Source organism: Bradyrhizobium sp. LM2.9 (genome assembly GCF_054056555.1).
On sequence record NZ_JBSRYJ010000002.1, the window covers coordinates 7,614,834 to 7,630,572 of the forward strand.

Here is a 15,739-nt window from a genome sequence, read left to right on the forward strand (position 1 = left end):
GCCGCGTGCTAGTGCAGCCTCTTGCGAAGAGCCTTGAGCGCTTCTCGCTGCGACTCGATGTAGTTCGCGATGGCCTTGCGCAGCTCCTCCGAATGGAGCTTGTCGCTATCGCGCTGCACTTCATCGAGTGCAGCCTCTGCATTTGCGAGCGTGATCTTCATAGCGAGCCCTGTTACGAAGCGGCTCCGGAAAGTGGAGGCTGCTTGGCTATGGCTCGAAACATATAGAGGATCAGGCTGCGGAAATTGAGATGGCTCAAGCTCCGTAAGATGCCGGTGGCTCCGTAGGATTGCGGATAGCTTCAAAACGTCGGCGGTGTGCAGGCCGAGATCACTTCGCACGGTTTGCCGCCGACGCAGCGAAAACGATGCGGACGACGGCTCTCGAAATAATAGGCATCGCCAGGATTGAGGATGCGCCGCTCGTCCTCGACGGTGACTTCGAGCTTTCCGGAGATCACGATGCCGCCTTCCTCGCCGTCATGAACAAGATGGACGCGCCCGGTGTCGCCGCCAGGCTCGTAGCGCTCCTTCAGGATCTGAAGGCTGCGGCCGAACAGATTGTCGCCGATCTGGCGATAAGAGATCGGCTTCTTGCCGACCTCGGTCAGCTCTTCCGAGCGATAGAAGATCTTGCGCCGGCTCTCCGGCTCCAGCGCGAAGAACTCGGCGAGCCCCATCGGAATGCCGTCGAGGATGCGCTTGAGCGCCCCCACGGACGGGTTCATCTGGTTGGACTCGATCAGCGAGATCGTCGAATTGGTGACGCCCGCACGCTTGGCGAGCTCGCGCTGCGACAGCTTCTGGCGCGCCCGGATAAATCGCAGCCGTCCACCGATATCGACGCTCATGTCCTGGTCCTTGCCCTGGTCCCGTGTTGCAGGTGTTGCGGATCGCGCAAATATGGCCCGGCAGCCCTAGTCAAATCAATGGCTTGCCGGCCATCAGAAAAGGACTTGTTGCGCTTTCGCAGCCGTGGCTCTGGTATCCTGTCAGCAAAGGAGCGTGGCCCGTGACCCTTCATCAGAATCAGATTCCGAACACCATCAAGACCGATTCGTTCTGGATGCCGTTCACGGCCAACCGGCAGTTCAAGAAGGCGCCGCGCCTGTTTTCCTCGGCCGAGGGCATGCACTACACCACCGTGGACGGCCGCAAGGTGATCGACGCCTCCGCCGGCCTCTGGTGCGTCAATGCCGGCCATGGCCGCAAGCAGATCGCCGCCGCGGTCGAGCGGCAGCTGATGACGCTGGACTTCGCGCCGTCGTTCCAGATGGGCCATCCGCTGGCGTTTGATTTCGCCGAGCGCCTCGCCGAGATCGCGCCCAAGGGCCTCGACCGCATCTTCTTCACCAATTCCGGCTCCGAGTCGGTCGACACCGCGCTGAAGATCGCGCTCGCCTATCACCGGGCTAACGGTCAGGCGAGCCGCACCCGCCTGATCGGCCGCGAGCGCGGCTATCACGGCGTCGGCTTCGGCGGCACCTCGGTCGGCGGCATGGTCGCCAACCGCCGCGCCTTCGCAACCCTGCTGCCGGGCGTCGACCACATCCGCCACACCCACGATCTCACCCGCAACGCTTTCGCCAAGGACCAGCCGGAACACGGCGCCGAGCTCGCCGACGATCTCGAACGTCTGGTGGCCTTGCACGGAGCCGAGACCATCGCCGCCGTCATCGTCGAGCCGGTGCCGGGCTCGACCGCGGTGCTGCCGCCGCCGAAGGGCTATCTCCAGCGCCTGCGCGAGATCTGCGACAAGCACGGCATCCTCCTGATCTTCGACGAGGTCATCACCGGCTTCGGCCGCCTCGGCACCCCGTTCGCAGCCAACTTCTTCGGCGTCACGCCTGATATGATGACGACCGCCAAGGGCATCACCAACGGCACCGTTCCCTGCGGCGCGGTGTTCGCAAGCCGCAAGGTGCATGACGGCCTGATGGTCGGCCCGGAGAACGCGATGGAGCTGTTCCACGGCTACACTTATTCGGCGCATCCGGTCGCCTGCGCCGCGGGTATCGCCACGCTCGACATCTACAAGGACGAAGGCCTGCTGACGCGCGGCGCGTCGATCGCCGAATACTGGCGCGATGCGCTGCATTCGCTGAAGGGCCTGCCCAACGTCGTCGACATCCGCAATTGCGGCCTGATGGGCGCGGTCGAGCTGTCGTCGCGTGACGGCACCGTCGGTGCGCGTGGCTACGATGTCATGGTCGACTGCTTCAATCGCGGGCTGTACTTCCGCATGAGCGGCGACTCCTTTGCGCTGTCGCCGCCGCTGATCGTCGAGAAGAGCCACATCGACGATATCGTCTCGATCCTTGGCGACGCCATCAAGCGGGTGGCCTGATAATTGCTCTCGCCGTTGCGGAGTGTCCTCTTGCAGCGGCGAGCGTAATGCCGCGGGAGTTTGACGAAGCGTGAAAGTTTTGATCCTCGGCAGCGGTGTCATCGGTGTCACCTCTGCCTACTACCTCGCGCGTGCCGGTCATGAGGTAACGGTCGTCGACCGTCAGCCCGAGCCGGCGCTCGAGACCTCCTTTGCCAACGCCGGCGAAGTGTCGCCCGGCTATTCGTCGCCCTGGGCCGGCCCCGGCGTACCGGTGAAGGCAGTCAAATGGCTGCTGATGAAGCACGGCCCGCTGGTGATCCGGCCGAAGCTCGACCCTGTGATGTGGGTCTGGCTGCTTAAAATGCTGCGCAACTGCACCAGCGAGCGCTACGCGATCAACAAGAGCCGGATGATCCCGATCGCGGAGTACAGCCGCGATTGCCTGCGCGACCTGCGCCGCGACATCGGCATCCAGTATGACGAGCGCTCGCAGGGCACGCTGCAGCTGTTCCGCTACCAGGCTCAGCTCGACGGCACTGGCGAGGACATCGCCGTGCTCAAGCAATATGGCGTGCCTTACGAGGTGCTGAGCCGCGAGGGCTGCGTCGCGGTCGAGCCGGCTCTGGCGAGCGTGAAGCAAAAGTTCGCCGGTGGACTTCGCTTGCCGCAGGACGAGACCGGCGACTGCCACATGTTCGCGCAGGCGCTGGCCAAGCACGCCGAAGCGCTCGGCGTGCGCTTCATGTTCAACACCGGTATCGACCGCATCGTCACCGACGGCGCGCGCGTCAGCGGTGTCGCGACCAGCGCCGGAATGTTGCAGGCAGATAGCTATGTCCTCGCGCTCGGAAGCTGGTCGTCGCGTCTGGTCGCGCCGCTCGGCATCTCGCTGCCGGTCTATCCCGTGAAGGGCTATTCGATCACGGTGCCGATCAAGGACGCCTCCGGCGCACCGGAATCCACCGTGATGGACGAGAGCTACAAAGTGGCCATCACCCGTTTGGGAAATCGCATCCGCGTCGGTGGCACCGCCGAAATCTCCGGCTTCTCGAGCCAGCTCTATGATGCGCGGCGCGCCACGCTCGATCATTCGCTGACCGATCTGTTCCCGCGCGGCGGCGATCTCTCCAAGGCGACGTTCTGGAGCGGTCTGCGGCCGATGACACCGGACGGCCCGCCTGTGATCGGGGCAACGCAATACGCCAACCTCCATCTCAACACGGGCCACGGCACGCTCGGCTGGACCATGTCCTGCGGCTCCGGCCGCGTGCTCGCGGACATGCTCTCGGGCAAGAAGCCGGACGTCGATGTCAGCGCGTTGACGGTGGATCGATACAAGTATCGGTTCGGCTAGAGCTTATCCTCTCGTGATTGCGAGGAGCGAAGCGACGAAGCAATCCAGAGTGTCTCCGCGGTGAGAGTCTGGATTGCTTTGCTTCGCTCGCAATGACGGCGTGGAGGCTCCGCGTGTTCCATCCATCACCGTCACCCTGAGGTGGCCGCTTCTTCAGCGGCCCTCGAAGGGCGACGGCCCGGCTCTATCGGGGCCGTGCATCCTTCGAGGCTCGCTTTGCTCGCACCTCAGGATGACGGGACTGAGATCGTGCTCGCGGAGCGAAAAGAAACTACCCCGCCCCCGTCACGCAATTCACCCACAGCACCACGGCTTTCGCATCCTCAGCCGGATTTGAAAACCGGTGCGGCCGCCGGCTCGCGAATCTAAAGCTGTCGCCCGTCTTCAGCGACCATGTCTCGCTGTCCACCGTCAGCATCATCTCGCCTTCGAGCACGAGGCCGGCTTCCTCGCCGTCATGGGCGTAGAGCTCATCACCAGTGGAGCCGCCGGGCTCCAGATGCACCAGGAACAGATTGAGCCGGTTGTCGGCACCGGCCGGACTCAGCAATTGCTTCGACACGCCGGTGCGCCAGAGTTTCAGTTCGGGCCGCTGAAGCCCGCGCGTGACGATTTGGTTGGATGCACCGTCGGCGTTCGGGCTCGCGCCGAACAGCGCCGCGATGCCGACGCCGAGCACGTCGGAAAGCGTCGCCAGCACGCGCAGCGACGGCGACGACAAGCCGCGTTCGATCTGGCTGAGGAAGCCGATCGACAGGTCCGTGCGCGAAGCGACCGTCTCGAGCGAGAATTGCCGGATGCGCCTGAGATCGCGAATACGACGCCCGACCGCAACGTCCATCGCCGGCTCGGCCGCTTTGGCGATAGCCTTGGTGTTGGCTTTTGGCCTTCACCTTCTTTGCCGGCTTTGCGGCGGCCGGTCTGCGCATTCTTTTGCCACCGCTCACGTCAAACCGCTTCCTTCATGTGCATGAAAACCGCTTGCATCGGTCGTGAAAGTGTGACCAAATTTTCATATTGGTGAAAATAGGCCGAAACGGCTTGGCCCGCAACGTCTGAGATTATGACACGCGCGAGCGCCGCCATCGGCCGGACCCAAAGGGGAATGCGATGAAGCGTTTTGGTCTGGCCGCGGTCGCGGCACTCGCGATTGCAGCAATGTTGCCGGCTTCGGCGCAGCAAGTGCTGAAGGTCGGCTCGACGCCGACTGGAATTCCTTTCACCTTCCTCGACACCAAGACCAATACCATCCAGGGCATCATGGTCGATCTCGTCACTGAAGTGGGCAAGGATGCCGGCTTCAACGTGCAGATCGAGCCGATGCAATTCTCGACGCTGATCCCGTCGCTGACTTCGAGCAAGATCGACATCATCGCTGCCGCGATGTTCATCACGGCGCCGCGCAAGGAAGTCGTCGACTTCTCCGACCCGATCTACACTTATGGCGAAGGCCTCGTGGTGCCGAAGAGCGACACCAAGACCTACGCCACGCAGGATGATCTGAAGGGCGAGACGGTCGGCGCCCAGGTCGGCACCGCCTTCGTCGACGCGCTGAAGAAGTCCGGCCTGTTCGCCGACGTCAAGGCCTACGACACCATCCCCGACATCCTGCGCGACGTGAACACCGGCCGCCTCAAGGCCGGCTACGCCGACTATCCGATCCTCGCCTATAATCTCAAGCAGGGCGGTTTCCCCGAGGTGCGTCTCGTCGACGGCTACAAGCCCGTCACTGTCGGTTCGGTCGGCATCGGCGTGCGCAAGGGCGAGACAGCATTGCTCGGCAAGATCAACGCCTCGCTCGCGAAGCTGAAGGCCAACGGCACCATCGACAAGATCCTCGATAAATGGGGCCTGAAGGCACAGGGCTGATCGACAGAGCCAATTCGATGAAAGCTGATCGATGAAAGGCTTCTGGCACGACGCGGCTGAATTCTTCCCGATTCTGATGAGCGGCGTCGTGCTGACGATCGTCGTCACCATCGGCTCGCTCCTGCTCTCGACAGTGCTTGGCCTCGTCTGGGCGATGATGCGGGTCTCCGGCATCCGCGTCCTGTCGATGCTCAGCGCCAGCCTGATCAATGTGATCCGCGGCATTCCGATCATCGTGCTCTTGTTCTATCTTTACTTCGTGATGCCCGATCTCGGGGTCACGCTATCCGCATTGCAGGCCGCGATTCTCGGGCTCGGCATCGCATACTCGGCCTACCAGGCCGAGAATTTCCGCGCCGGCATCGAGGCCATCGACAAAGGGCAGATCGAGGCGGCGCAGTCGATCGGCATGGGCTGGTGGCTCACCATGCGCCGCGTGGTGCTGCCGCAGGCGGTGCGCATCGTGCTGCCGCCTTACGGCAACGTCATGATCATGATGCTGAAGGATTCGTCGCAGGCCTCGACCATCACGGTCGCCGAGCTCGCGCTGCAAGGCAAGCTGATCGCGTCCTCGACCTTCAAGAACACCAACGTGTTCACCCTTGTTGCGTTGATGTATCTCACCATGAGTATTCCGCTGATCCTGCTGGTCCGTCACTTCGAGAAACGGGCCGGCAAGAAATGATCGAGCTTACCGACGTCCACAAGAGTTTTGGCGAGAACGAGGTGCTCAAGGGCATCACGGCGTCGGTGCAGAAGGGCGAGGTGGTCTGCATCGTCGGTCCGTCCGGCTCCGGCAAGTCCACCATCTTGCGCTGTATCAACGGGCTCGAAAGCTACGACCGCGGCGAGATCAGCGTCGAGGGATTGAAGGTCGACCGCGACGCGCCGTCGATCGTGAAAATCCGCACCCAGGTCTCGATGGTGTTCCAGCGCTTCAATTTGTTTCCGCACCGGACGGTGCTGGAGAACGTCATCGAAGGTCCGTTCTATGTGAAGAAGGAGCCGCGTGCGCAGGCACTCGAGCGCGGCCGTGCCCTGCTGGTGCAAGTGGGGCTCGCCGAGAAGGCCGACGCACATCCGCCGCAACTCTCCGGCGGCCAGCAGCAGCGCGTCGCGATTGCGCGCGCGCTGGCGATGCAGCCCAAGGCCATCCTGTTCGACGAGCCCACCTCGGCGCTCGATCCTGAATTGGTCGGCGACGTTCTCGGCGTGATGCGCAAGCTCGCCGACGACGGCATGACCATGGTCGTCGTCACCCACGAGATGGGCTTTGCTCGCGACGTCGCCGACCGCGTGCTGTTCATCGACGGCGGCGTCATCGTCGAGCAGGGTCCGGCCAAGGCGCTGCTCAATCAACCCCAGCATCCGCGCACGCAGGACTTTTTGCGCCGCGTGCTGCATCCGCTCTGACCGGTCTTCGCCATGAACGCGCGCCTGCCTCTGCCGCCCTCGCTCTATGCCGATACTGCCGTCGCGCCGGTTGCCACGCCGCCGCTCGACGTCGACAAGACGGTCTCGGTCGCCATCATTGGCGGTGGCTACACCGGTCTGTCTACGGCGTTGCATCTGGCGGAGCAGGGTGTCGAGGCACTGGTGCTGGAGGCGCAGGAGCCGGGCTGGGGCGCCTCCGGCAATAATGGTGGCCACACCAATCCCGGTCTGAAGCACGACCCCGATCAGATCGAGGCCGATTTCGGCGTTGAGCTTGGCCGCCGCATGATCGATTTCTCCTACGGCACGACGAATTTCACCCACGATTTGATCCGCCGTTACCAGGTCCCGTGCGAGGCGCGGCAGAACGGCACGCTGCGCGCGGCCTATAACGAGGCCAGCGCCGCTGCGATCGAGACAACCGCGCAGCAGTGCATCAGCCGGGGCATGCCGGTGTCGTACCTGAATCGCGAGCAGTTGCGCGAGTTGACCGGTACAGATCGCTACATCGGTGCCATGCTGGACACCCGCGGCGGCGATCTGCATCCGCTCAGCTATGCCCGCGGGCTGGCGCGCGCCGCGATCTCGGCAGGCGCGCAGGTCCATGGTGAGACACCGGCGCTGTCGCTGCGCCGTGAGGGCAGCGGCTGGCGTATCGAAACGCCGCGTGCGGTGGTGCATGCCGACAAGGTGCTGCTCGCGACCAACGGTTTCACCGACGATCTCTGGCCGGCGCTCCGCCGCACCATCGTGCCGGTGTTTTCCTCGATCGCAGCCACCGCGCCGCTTTCGGATGAGGTCGCGCGTTCGATCATGCCGACGCGCCCTGTCCTCTACGAGAGCGGCCACATCACCGTCTATTACCGCATCGATCAGCAGAATCGGCTGTTGATGGGCGGCCGTGGCCCGATGCGCTGGATCAGCTCGCCCACCGACGTCGCCTATCTCATGCGCTACGCCGAGCGGTTATGGCCGCAGCTCAGGGGCATTGCCTGGACCCATGGCTGGAACAGCCGGCTCGCCATCACCGGGGATCATTATCCGCATGTGCACGAGCCGGCGGACAACGTCCTGATCTCGCTCGGCTGCAATGGTCGCGGCGTCGCGCTCTCGACCGCGATGGGCGCGCAGCTCGCGCGCCGCCTGATCGGCGGCGCCAAGGCCGAGATCGACATGCCCGTCACCGGCATCAAGCCGATCCCGATGCACGCGTTCTGGCCTGTGGGCGTGACGACCGCGGTAATCGCGGGCCGGGTGCGCGACCGGCTGGGGATCTAAGCTCAGCCCTCCGCCACTGCATCGGCCCAGGGCTGGAAAATCTCGACCGCGCCAAAATTCGTGTCGCGATCGCGCATGACCACGCTCGGGCAGGCGAATTTTTGCGGCAAGGACTGCACCCGCGCTTCTTCATAGTCGAAGCGCGCCGCGAGTGTCTCGCGTATGTCCGCCGGCAGCCTGATATCGCCGATCACGATCGCGCCTTCGCTGGCGTCGATGCGCGGCTGATGGATGGCGGTATCGAGGTCCATGCCAAAATCCATCGCAAAGGACACGAGCTGCATCACCGAGGGCAGAATGCGGCGACCGCCGGAAGCGCCGACCGCGAGCCGCTTGCCGTCTTTGGTCTCGGCGATGATGGGCGTGTAGTTGGTGAGGCAGCGCTTGCCTGATACGAGCGAGTTGGTGGTGCCCGGCGTCGGGTCGAACCACATGATGCCGTTGTTCATGGCGATGCCACTGTGCGGCGTCACGTATTTCGAGCCGAAGGATGACAGCAGCGTCTGCGTCACCGCCGCCATGTTGCCGTGGCGGTCGACCACGGAGAAATGGGTGGTGCAGGCGGGTGCCAGATATTCCGCGCCGAGCGAGCGCTTGCCGTCGGCATCCCCCATGTCCTTGAGCCGCTCGCGATAGGCCGATTGCAGGGCCACGGCATATTCGGCATAGGCGGCCGCATCCGGCGCGCTCGCCGGCTCCAAATTCTGTTGCAACAGGCGCAGCGCATGAGCCATCGTCGGTCCGGCCGTGAGCTCGGGCGTCGCAAAGACCTTGCCGCCGCGATAGGGAATCGCCAGCGGCTCGCGCAGATGGGCCCGGAACGCGGCGAGGTCCTCTACCGACAGTGAGCCACCGTCGGCCTTGATGTCGGAAGCGATGCTTTTGGCCAGGTCGCCCTGGTAGAAATCGCGCGGACCGGCGGCTGCGAGATGCGATAACGTCGCCTTCAGCGTGTCCAGCGGCAGTCGCGTCTCGGACTTGATGCCCCACGGCGCGCTCGGTGGCAGGCCGTCCTTCAGAAATGTTGCCGCGCTCGCGGGATAGCGTCGAAGGTCCGCCGCCGATGCCGTGATCATCAGCGTGGTCCACCAATCGACCAGCAGGCCTTCGCCGGCGAGGGCCGCTGCCGGCGAGACCAGATCTTTCCACGGCAGGGTGGCGTGGCGGCGATGCGCCTCCTCCATGCCGGCGACGACGCCGGGCACGGCAATCGCGCCGGGACCATGGATGTTGCGGTCGTCCTTCACCCGCTGCCAAGGGAACAGATCGGAGGCCGCGCCTTCGCCGCTGAGCGGATAGTCGGCGGCGCGCAGGCTTTGCGGCGCGCACATGCCGTAGTCGATCACCTCATAGCGATTTTCCGCGGCGCGGTAGAGCACCATCGCGCCGCCGCCGCCCATGCCGCTGTTCCAGGGCTCCAGCACATTGAGCGCGAAGGTGGTCGCGACGATCGCGTCCACGCAATCTCCGCCCGCGGCCAGCACTTGTGCCCCCACTTCGGCCGCCCGCCGGGATTGCGAGGCGACGATGCCGCCTTTGGATGTGACGGCGGGCTTGCGGACGGTTTGGGCGAGGCTGAACTGGTGCGGCATGATGATGTCTGTGTGTCTTGGCTTGAATTGTCTGGGCTTCGTTGCGCTGAGCTCCGCAATTTGGCGGAGTGCTCGGACAATGGCACATCGCCCCCAACGAGAACATCGAAAGGGAGGCGCGACATGGCTGGTGTGAAGCAGGCGGGGGAGGCGCCAAGACGCGAATGCCCGGGGCATAGGCGAGCGGAAGCGACGCCGTCCTTCGGACGGCTATGCCCGGGCATGACGAATTGAGAGACCGATCAGTGGGGAACAGAAGCCGCAGCGCTCAGCGGGCGCGATCCAGCCGGCTGGCCTGATACTTGGCGTGCCATTTCGGGCCGGGCCCGCGCATGTAGTGAAGCTCGGGTCGGTAGGGATCGCCCGCGACCCGGATCAACGTCTGCCATTTGGCGGCGACGAAGTTCAGGGGCTGGCGGAGCAGGCTCAGTGACGGGGACAACATGGCATCACCTCAGTGCGGCTTGCCGAGCATGGCAGTGAAGGGGAGGTCGAAGATCTCCTCGCCGTCGTCGCCGCTGATATGGATCACCCAGTCACGCCAGTCCTCAGTGCCGGGCGTCAGGATCATCGAGCGCATGATCTGAGCAGCACGGTCACGGGCCTCGTTCAGATTGGCGACGGGGGTGCCGTACCGATCGACCAGCGTGCCTTCGGCATTGGAACAATGGAAATACATCTGAACCATACACGCCTCCTCGGAAATCCATTGGGACGGCAAAGCAATACCACCCGAAGCATTCGCGAAACATTCGGGCCGAGCCCGGTAAGGGAATTTACGGAGATTGGTCGGGACGAAGACCCCTGCGGGTTTGATCACAAGGGGGTGTTGATCAACTGGACGGCGTTGCCGCAGCATGGAACAACTTTGAACGGAAAGCCCGGGAGGCGCCGTGAACTACCTCACATTCTCGCGTCAGCGCCGAAGCCTGCGCGCATGCGCGGGCGCCTTGGTGGTCCTCCTGCCCCTCGCCTCGGTAGGCTCATCAGAACCGGTCCGCAAGAGCGGCTATGCGATCGGTCCGGAGACCTGCGGCAGCGCCGATCTCGCCTTTCCAAAAATCCAGATCGACATGAAAGCGGGATTTTGCGCCGGTCTCGTCGCCAGCGAGGAGGATCGGCTGAAATTCCCGCGCTCGATCATCCAGGTGCCCGGCCGCGACCTGTTCGTGGTCGCCGACATGGCCGGCTGGGGCCACACCGATGGCCGGCTGCTGCTGCTCGACCCGCATGCACCCCAAGGCCAGCGGTTCAGGGAATTGCTGACCGGTGTTGAGTATCCGTTCGGCCCCGTGATCGGCCCGGACAAGAAGCTCTATGCCTCGACCGCCGAGACGATCTTCCGGTTCGATCCGCTCGCCGCCAATCCGCGCGACACGGTCGAGACCGTCATCCGTCACATGCCGGGCCGCCGGATCACATTGCCCGACGGCACCAGGCTCGACGAGAGCGCGCATCCGCTCAAGCAGTTTGTGTTCGACAGGAACGGCCGGTTGTTCGTCAATGTCGGCTCGCACAGCGACGACTGCATCACGCCGGCACCGATCACAAAGCCTTGCGCAGCGGCCGAGGGTGCTTCCGCGATGGCATCGATCTGGCTGTTCACGCCGCCCCCGGGCGGCGTCTTCCCGGCGTTGAAGCCTGGCGATACCGACCCGCCGCACAGCGTCTATGCGCGTGGCCTGCGCAATTCGATGGCGCTGGCGCTGCACCCGAACTTTCCCGATGCCGGCTATGCCTTCCTGCAAGCCGAGAACGGCCGCGACCTGCCTGACGTCTTCAAGCCGAACGAGGAGATCAACGCGATCGAGCAGGGCCGGCACTATGGCTGGCCCTATTGCTACGATTTGTCGACGCCGAGCCCCGAGTTCAGGATCGTATTGCAGTCGGGGGTCTACAGATCGCTGTGCACCGCCAACGCCCTCTACAAGGCGCCGTTCTCGCTGCTGCCGCCGCACGGCGCGCCGCTCGCGATGCTCTATTATCACGGCGCGAAATTTCCGGAGCTCGAGGGCAAGCTGCTGGTCGGCCTGCATGGCTATCGTCCGACCGGCAGCCGTGTCCTCGTCTACGACGTTGACGACCACGGCTTCCCGAAGCCCGCCCCGGCGCCGGTGCGTTACCATGTCAGCTGCGCGGCCGATCCGACCCACAGCTTTCAGACCGAGGCCGGCGACGTCGCCGCCGCGCCGTTCGAGGAACTGATCGCCGGCTGGTATCGCGTCAACGGCGCGCGGCCGCAGGGCGCCCCGGTCGGCATGACGGTCGCGGAAGACGGCGCAATCTGGCTGGTCGAGGACAAGAACCAGACCGTGATCCGGATCGACCGTGCCGCGGGTGATGCGACGCCGCCGCTGCCCTGCGACATGCGCAGCCAGGCGCTGATCGATCAACTCGCGAACTTCGTTGCCGGGGACGCGCAGAACGGTGTCCGCCTCACGACGTTGCGCAAGGGCCTCGTCGAGAAGCACTGCGTTGGCTGTCACTCGGATTTCGGGCTGAAGCCTGGCCAATCGGACGCACAGAAGGACGCGACGGTGCTTCGCTTCATGCTGTCGCAGGACGGCTGGATCTATCCGGGTGATCCCGATTCCGGCAAGCTGCGCATGCGGCTTCGTGGGTTAGGCGCGGAGAAGCTGATGCCCCCGGGCGGGGAAAAATTGCCGAAGACCGAGCCCGGCTATGCGGGCCTGCGCGACACGGCGGATCTGCTGGTGGCGAAAATGGTTCCGGGCACCCGGATGCGTATCAAGTCCGGCCCGCCGCAGCGCAAGTTCTTTGGGAAAACGAACAAGGAATGCGGCGAAATACCGGCCGCCAAGGTCGTCGTCGTGACACAAAGGAACGTTGTAGACAAACCCGGCTTCAGCCGCTTCTTTCGGCCGGCCGATCCCTATCTGAATGGCGAGTGCAGCGACGACGATGGCTATTACATCCGGCAGGAATTTCTGTTGCCTGTGCAGTAGCGTTCTTCTCGTCCTTGCGACGGCGCCGGCCCGAGCGGAAACAAAGCTGTTCGAAAGCGTGCAGGTGACGCCACCGGGCGAATACACCTTCGGCATCGAAGGGCCGGCCGCCGACCTCGACGGCAATCTCTTCGTCGTCAATTTTGGCAAGCCCGGCACCATCGGCAAGCTGCCCGCGGGCAGGGCGACGTCGGAGCCGTTCACGGTGCTGCCCGAGGGCAGTGTCGGCAACGCCATCCGCTTCGCGCGCGACGGCACCATGTTCATCGCCGACTACAAGAAGCACAACATCTTCGCGATCCCGAAGGGATCAACCAACCCCGCGATCTGGTTTCATTCCGACGAGATGAACCAGCCCAACGACATCACGATCGCCCGCGACGGCACGATCTATGCGAGCGATCCGAACTGGAAGGGCAGGGAAGGTCACATCTGGCGTATTGCGAAAGCTGCCGACGGAACGGTGCAGGGACAGGTCATGTCGGCGCCGCGCGCGATGGGCACCACCAACGGCATCGATCTCAGCCCTGATGGCAAGACGCTCTATGTCGGCGAATCCAGCAACGGCCAAATCTGGTCCTACACCATCAGCGGCAACGAGCTGACAGGCGCAAAACTCGTCAAGGCGTTTCAGCCCGACACCGTCGATGGTTTGCGCACCGACATGGCCGGCCGCCTCTATGTCGCGCGCATTCTCAAGGGCACGATCACGTTGATGAAGGCCAACGGCGCGGTCGAGCGGGAGATCGCGTTGAGGGCCAAGGAGCCGACCAACCTCGCCTTCGGCGGCAGCGACGGGAAGACCGTCTTCGTCACCCAGCGTCAGGGCGGCTTCGTCGAGTCCTTCCGCACCGACCAGCAGGGCCGCGAGCACTGTCTTCAGCGCGGGCGCTGCTGAGCATCAGAGGCGATCTGCTTCCGGCGCAGGGCGGTGCGACGGGGGCGGCATTCTTCTTGCTTGCGTCTGGCCGCCGCAGGGATTTAGACCACTGTGGCACCATCAAAGCGACCACGGAGTGTCTGAGTGAAAGCCGTCCATACCGAACTGCATCGCAGCCACGATCCGCAATTCTTCCTGGTCCGCGGTGTCGTCAAGCGCACCACCGAGCAGCCTGAACGTGCCGACCGCCTGCTCAAGGGGCTGAAGGACGGCAAGCACCAGCTGGTCGAACCGACCACATTCGGGCAGGGGCCCCGCGCGCGCATTCACAGCCCGGAATATCTGTCGTTCCTGAGCGAAGCCTGGGAGGCCTGGACCGCGCTCGGCGATTCCGGTCCGGAGATGATCGGCAACATCCATCCGGTGCGCCATGCCGCGACTTATCCCACTCACATCATAGGCCGGCTCGGCTGGCACACCGCCGACACCGCGGCGCCAATCGGGGCGGGCACATGGGCTGCGGCCTGCGCAGCCACCGACGTCGCGGTCACCGCGGCACAGATGGTGCTGGACGGCGAGGATGCGACCTATGCTCTCTGCCGTCCGCCCGGCCATCACGCCTATCGCGACATGGCCGGCGGCTTCTGCTTCCTCAACAACAGCGCGATCGCGGCGGCGCATCTGCGGCAGAGGCACGAGCGTGTCGTGATCCTCGACGTCGACGTCCATCACGGCAACGGCACGCAAGGCATCTTCTACGCGCGGCCCGATGTCTACACGGTCTCGATCCATGCCGATCCCGTCGCGTATTATCCTTACGTGTGGGGCTACGCCCATGAGCGCGGTGAAGGTCCCGGCCTCGGTACCAACCTCAATATCCCCCTGGCGATCGGCACCGGCGACGACGGTTACATCCAGGCCATGGACGTCGCGCGCAAGGCGATCGAATCCTTTGCGCCCGGCGCCCTCGTCATCGCGCTTGGCCTCGATGCCTCCGAGCACGATCCGCTGAAGGGATTGGCCGTCACCACGCCCGGCTTCCGCCGCATCGGCCAGGCCATCGCGAAGATGGGCCTGCCGACCGTGTTCGTGCAGGAGGGCGGCTATCTCTCGGATATTCTGGGCGCGAACCTGACTTCGGTGCTGGCGGGATTCGAAGAGGCGCGGTGAGGGGGGCGCCCTCTAATCCTTGAACAAAATCTGCTCCAGCAGATCGATCCGCCTGATCCGGATGCTGCTGCCGTCGATGGCGATGATGCGGCGGTTCTGGAAGCGCTTCAGCATCATCGTGACCCATTGCCGGGTCGAGCCGACCATGGCCGCGATCTGGTCATGGGTGATCTTGCGGTTGATGACGATGCTGTCGCCATCGGCAACGCCATGAAGCTCCGACAAAGTGAGCAGGAACTGCGCCAGCCGTTCGATCACCGAGCGCGTGCCGAGGATCTGCGCCATCGAGGAGTAGCACTTGCCCTTGGCAATCAGGCCGTCGATCAGCGCCAGCGCGAAGCTCGGCATGGCGGTCAACAACTTCTCGAGCGCAGGGCCGGAGAGTGCCGTGATCTCACAGGCCTCGATCGCAATGCCGGACCACATGTGAATGCCGCCGCCAGAAATCTCCGGACCGCCGATGAAATGTCCAGGCGTCCAGTAGGCGAGTGTGATTTCGCGCCCCGACGGCGCTGTATAGTAGACCCGCACCTGACCGCCGCGGATGATGAAGATGCCGTCGTGGCCGTCGCCCTGGCTGAATACCATCCCGCCCTGGGGCACCGTGATCGTGCGGCCGGCCGCGTGAACGCGCGATTGCTCGAGCGGCGACAAACGGCCGAGGAAATGCGCACCAGCATTCAATCCGTCGATTGTCTCGCTCATGAACAGCGCCGAACTCGCCGTCTTCGCACGTGTGCCGCGGACGGCATGCGTCTTCTCGCGGTCGGTCCAGTCGAACTGAACGCCTGGGTGAGGCTGGTCGGTGAAAGCGGCAGGCTCGATCGCGGCAGCTTCCTTGAGTATGGTCATCGCAATCCGTTTAGGT

15 protein-coding genes and 1 pseudogene are annotated in these 15,739 nt (G+C 64.2%); 9 read left to right on the forward strand and 7 right to left on the reverse strand.

Annotated features, from left to right (window positions below; genetic code table 11):
- Positions 1–8: 8 nt before the first annotated feature.
- Positions 9–161 (reverse strand): hypothetical protein, encoded by a 153-nt coding sequence (locus tag ACVWW3_RS38555; RefSeq protein WP_247348953.1) that lies wholly within the window; start codon positions 159–161, stop codon positions 9–11.
- Positions 162–301: 140 nt separating this feature from the next.
- Positions 302–850 (reverse strand): cupin domain-containing protein, encoded by a 549-nt coding sequence (locus ACVWW3_RS38560; RefSeq protein ID WP_247348952.1) that lies wholly within the window; start codon positions 848–850, stop codon positions 302–304.
- Positions 851–1,011: 161 nt separating this feature from the next.
- Here ACVWW3_RS38560 and ACVWW3_RS38565 point away from each other — a divergent pair, with 161 nt between their 5' ends.
- The gene (locus tag ACVWW3_RS38565) at positions 1,012–2,346 is read left to right on the forward strand and encodes an aminotransferase class III-fold pyridoxal phosphate-dependent enzyme (protein WP_456672376.1); all 1,335 of its coding nucleotides are present in this window, start codon (positions 1,012–1,014) and stop codon (positions 2,344–2,346) included.
- A gap of 70 nt (positions 2,347–2,416) precedes the next feature.
- A complete protein-coding gene (locus tag ACVWW3_RS38570) occupies positions 2,417–3,682 on the forward strand; it encodes a D-amino acid dehydrogenase (protein WP_456651238.1) in 1,266 nt (421 codons plus the stop codon).
- 271 nt (positions 3,683–3,953) lie between these two features.
- Here ACVWW3_RS38570 and ACVWW3_RS38575 read toward each other — a convergent pair.
- A pseudogene (locus ACVWW3_RS38575) lies at positions 3,954–4,611 on the reverse strand (helix-turn-helix domain-containing protein).
- 181 nt (positions 4,612–4,792) lie between these two features.
- Here ACVWW3_RS38575 and ACVWW3_RS38580 point away from each other — a divergent pair.
- Genes ACVWW3_RS38580 through ACVWW3_RS38595 form a run of 4 tightly spaced genes read left to right on the forward strand, consistent with a single transcriptional unit; the run spans position 4,793 to position 8,263 of the window.
- Positions 4,793–5,551 (forward strand): ABC transporter substrate-binding protein, encoded by a 759-nt coding sequence (locus ACVWW3_RS38580; protein ID WP_247441150.1) that lies wholly within the window; start codon positions 4,793–4,795, stop codon positions 5,549–5,551.
- 31 nt (positions 5,552–5,582) lie between these two features.
- The gene (locus ACVWW3_RS38585; RefSeq protein WP_247348947.1) at positions 5,583–6,236 is read left to right on the forward strand and encodes an amino acid ABC transporter permease; all 654 of its coding nucleotides are present in this window, start codon (positions 5,583–5,585) and stop codon (positions 6,234–6,236) included.
- Complete coding sequence (locus tag ACVWW3_RS38590; RefSeq protein WP_456672377.1) at positions 6,233–6,964, forward strand: amino acid ABC transporter ATP-binding protein; 732 nt, start codon at positions 6,233–6,235, stop codon at positions 6,962–6,964. Before ACVWW3_RS38585 ends, ACVWW3_RS38590 begins: the two co-directional genes overlap by 4 nt.
- Before the next feature lie 12 nt (positions 6,965–6,976).
- Positions 6,977–8,263 carry an NAD(P)/FAD-dependent oxidoreductase gene (locus ACVWW3_RS38595; RefSeq protein ID WP_456651236.1) on the forward strand — a complete coding sequence of 429 codons (1,287 nt, stop codon included), beginning with the start codon at positions 6,977–6,979 and terminating at the stop codon, positions 8,261–8,263.
- 2 nt (positions 8,264–8,265) lie between these two features.
- On the opposite strand, the gene ACVWW3_RS38600 is transcribed toward ACVWW3_RS38595, so the two are convergent.
- The 3 genes from ACVWW3_RS38600 to ACVWW3_RS38610 form a co-directional block, all read right to left on the reverse strand.
- Positions 8,266–9,855, reverse strand: a complete 1,590-nt coding sequence (locus tag ACVWW3_RS38600) for a gamma-glutamyltransferase (protein WP_456651235.1) — start codon at positions 9,853–9,855, stop codon at positions 8,266–8,268.
- Positions 9,856–10,123: 268 nt separating this feature from the next.
- Entirely contained in the window at positions 10,124–10,300 is a 177-nt protein-coding gene (locus ACVWW3_RS38605; protein ID WP_456651234.1) for a hypothetical protein, read from the reverse strand.
- A 9-nt stretch (positions 10,301–10,309) separates the two neighbouring features.
- Complete coding sequence (locus ACVWW3_RS38610) at positions 10,310–10,543, reverse strand: DUF6894 family protein (RefSeq protein ID WP_247348940.1); 234 nt, start codon at positions 10,541–10,543, stop codon at positions 10,310–10,312.
- 205 nt (positions 10,544–10,748) lie between these two features.
- On the opposite strand from ACVWW3_RS38610, the gene ACVWW3_RS38615 reads away from it, so the two are divergent.
- The 3 genes from ACVWW3_RS38615 to ACVWW3_RS38625 all read left to right on the forward strand — a co-directional run bounded on the left by ACVWW3_RS38615 (position 10,749) and on the right by ACVWW3_RS38625 (position 14,871).
- On the forward strand, positions 10,749–12,821 hold the full coding sequence (locus ACVWW3_RS38615; RefSeq protein WP_456651233.1) for a PQQ-dependent sugar dehydrogenase: 2,073 nt from the start codon (positions 10,749–10,751) through the stop codon (positions 12,819–12,821).
- The gene (locus ACVWW3_RS38620) at positions 12,778–13,719 is read left to right on the forward strand and encodes an SMP-30/gluconolactonase/LRE family protein (protein WP_456651232.1); all 942 of its coding nucleotides are present in this window, start codon (positions 12,778–12,780) and stop codon (positions 13,717–13,719) included. The genes ACVWW3_RS38615 and ACVWW3_RS38620 overlap by 44 nt, the downstream gene beginning before the upstream one ends.
- Before the next feature lie 126 nt (positions 13,720–13,845).
- Positions 13,846–14,871 (forward strand): histone deacetylase family protein, encoded by a 1,026-nt coding sequence (locus tag ACVWW3_RS38625; protein ID WP_247348938.1) that lies wholly within the window; start codon positions 13,846–13,848, stop codon positions 14,869–14,871.
- Between the two features lie 12 nt (positions 14,872–14,883).
- Here the strand turns inward: ACVWW3_RS38625 and ACVWW3_RS38630 are convergent, their stop codons facing one another.
- Positions 14,884–15,723 carry a Crp/Fnr family transcriptional regulator gene (locus ACVWW3_RS38630; protein WP_456651231.1) on the reverse strand — a complete coding sequence of 280 codons (840 nt, stop codon included), beginning with the start codon at positions 15,721–15,723 and terminating at the stop codon, positions 14,884–14,886.
- Positions 15,724–15,739 lie beyond the last annotated feature (16 nt).

What these genes read in the sequence shown, in the direction of transcription:
- ACVWW3_RS38555 (WP_247348953.1), bottom strand. Translation starts at nt 161, where the DNA reads ATGAAGATCACGCTCGCAAATGCAGAGGCTGCACTCGATGAAGTGCAG.
- ACVWW3_RS38620 (WP_456651232.1), top strand. Translation starts at nt 12,778, where the DNA reads ATGGCTATTACATCCGGCAGGAATTTCTGTTGCCTGTGCAGTAGCGTT.
- ACVWW3_RS38560 (WP_247348952.1), bottom strand. Translation starts at nt 850, where the DNA reads ATGAGCGTCGATATCGGTGGACGGCTGCGATTTATCCGGGCGCGCCAG.
- ACVWW3_RS38630 (WP_456651231.1), bottom strand. Translation starts at nt 15,723, where the DNA reads ATGACCATACTCAAGGAAGCTGCCGCGATCGAGCCTGCCGCTTTCACC.
- ACVWW3_RS38605 (WP_456651234.1), bottom strand. Translation starts at nt 10,300, where the DNA reads ATGTTGTCCCCGTCACTGAGCCTGCTCCGCCAGCCCCTGAACTTCGTC.
- ACVWW3_RS38580 (WP_247441150.1), top strand. Translation starts at nt 4,793, where the DNA reads ATGAAGCGTTTTGGTCTGGCCGCGGTCGCGGCACTCGCGATTGCAGCA.
- ACVWW3_RS38595 (WP_456651236.1), top strand. Translation starts at nt 6,977, where the DNA reads ATGAACGCGCGCCTGCCTCTGCCGCCCTCGCTCTATGCCGATACTGCC.
- ACVWW3_RS38610 (WP_247348940.1), bottom strand. Translation starts at nt 10,543, where the DNA reads ATGGTTCAGATGTATTTCCATTGTTCCAATGCCGAAGGCACGCTGGTC.
- ACVWW3_RS38600 (WP_456651235.1), bottom strand. Translation starts at nt 9,855, where the DNA reads ATGCCGCACCAGTTCAGCCTCGCCCAAACCGTCCGCAAGCCCGCCGTC.
- ACVWW3_RS38590 (WP_456672377.1), top strand. Translation starts at nt 6,233, where the DNA reads ATGATCGAGCTTACCGACGTCCACAAGAGTTTTGGCGAGAACGAGGTG.
- ACVWW3_RS38585 (WP_247348947.1), top strand. Translation starts at nt 5,583, where the DNA reads ATGAAAGGCTTCTGGCACGACGCGGCTGAATTCTTCCCGATTCTGATG.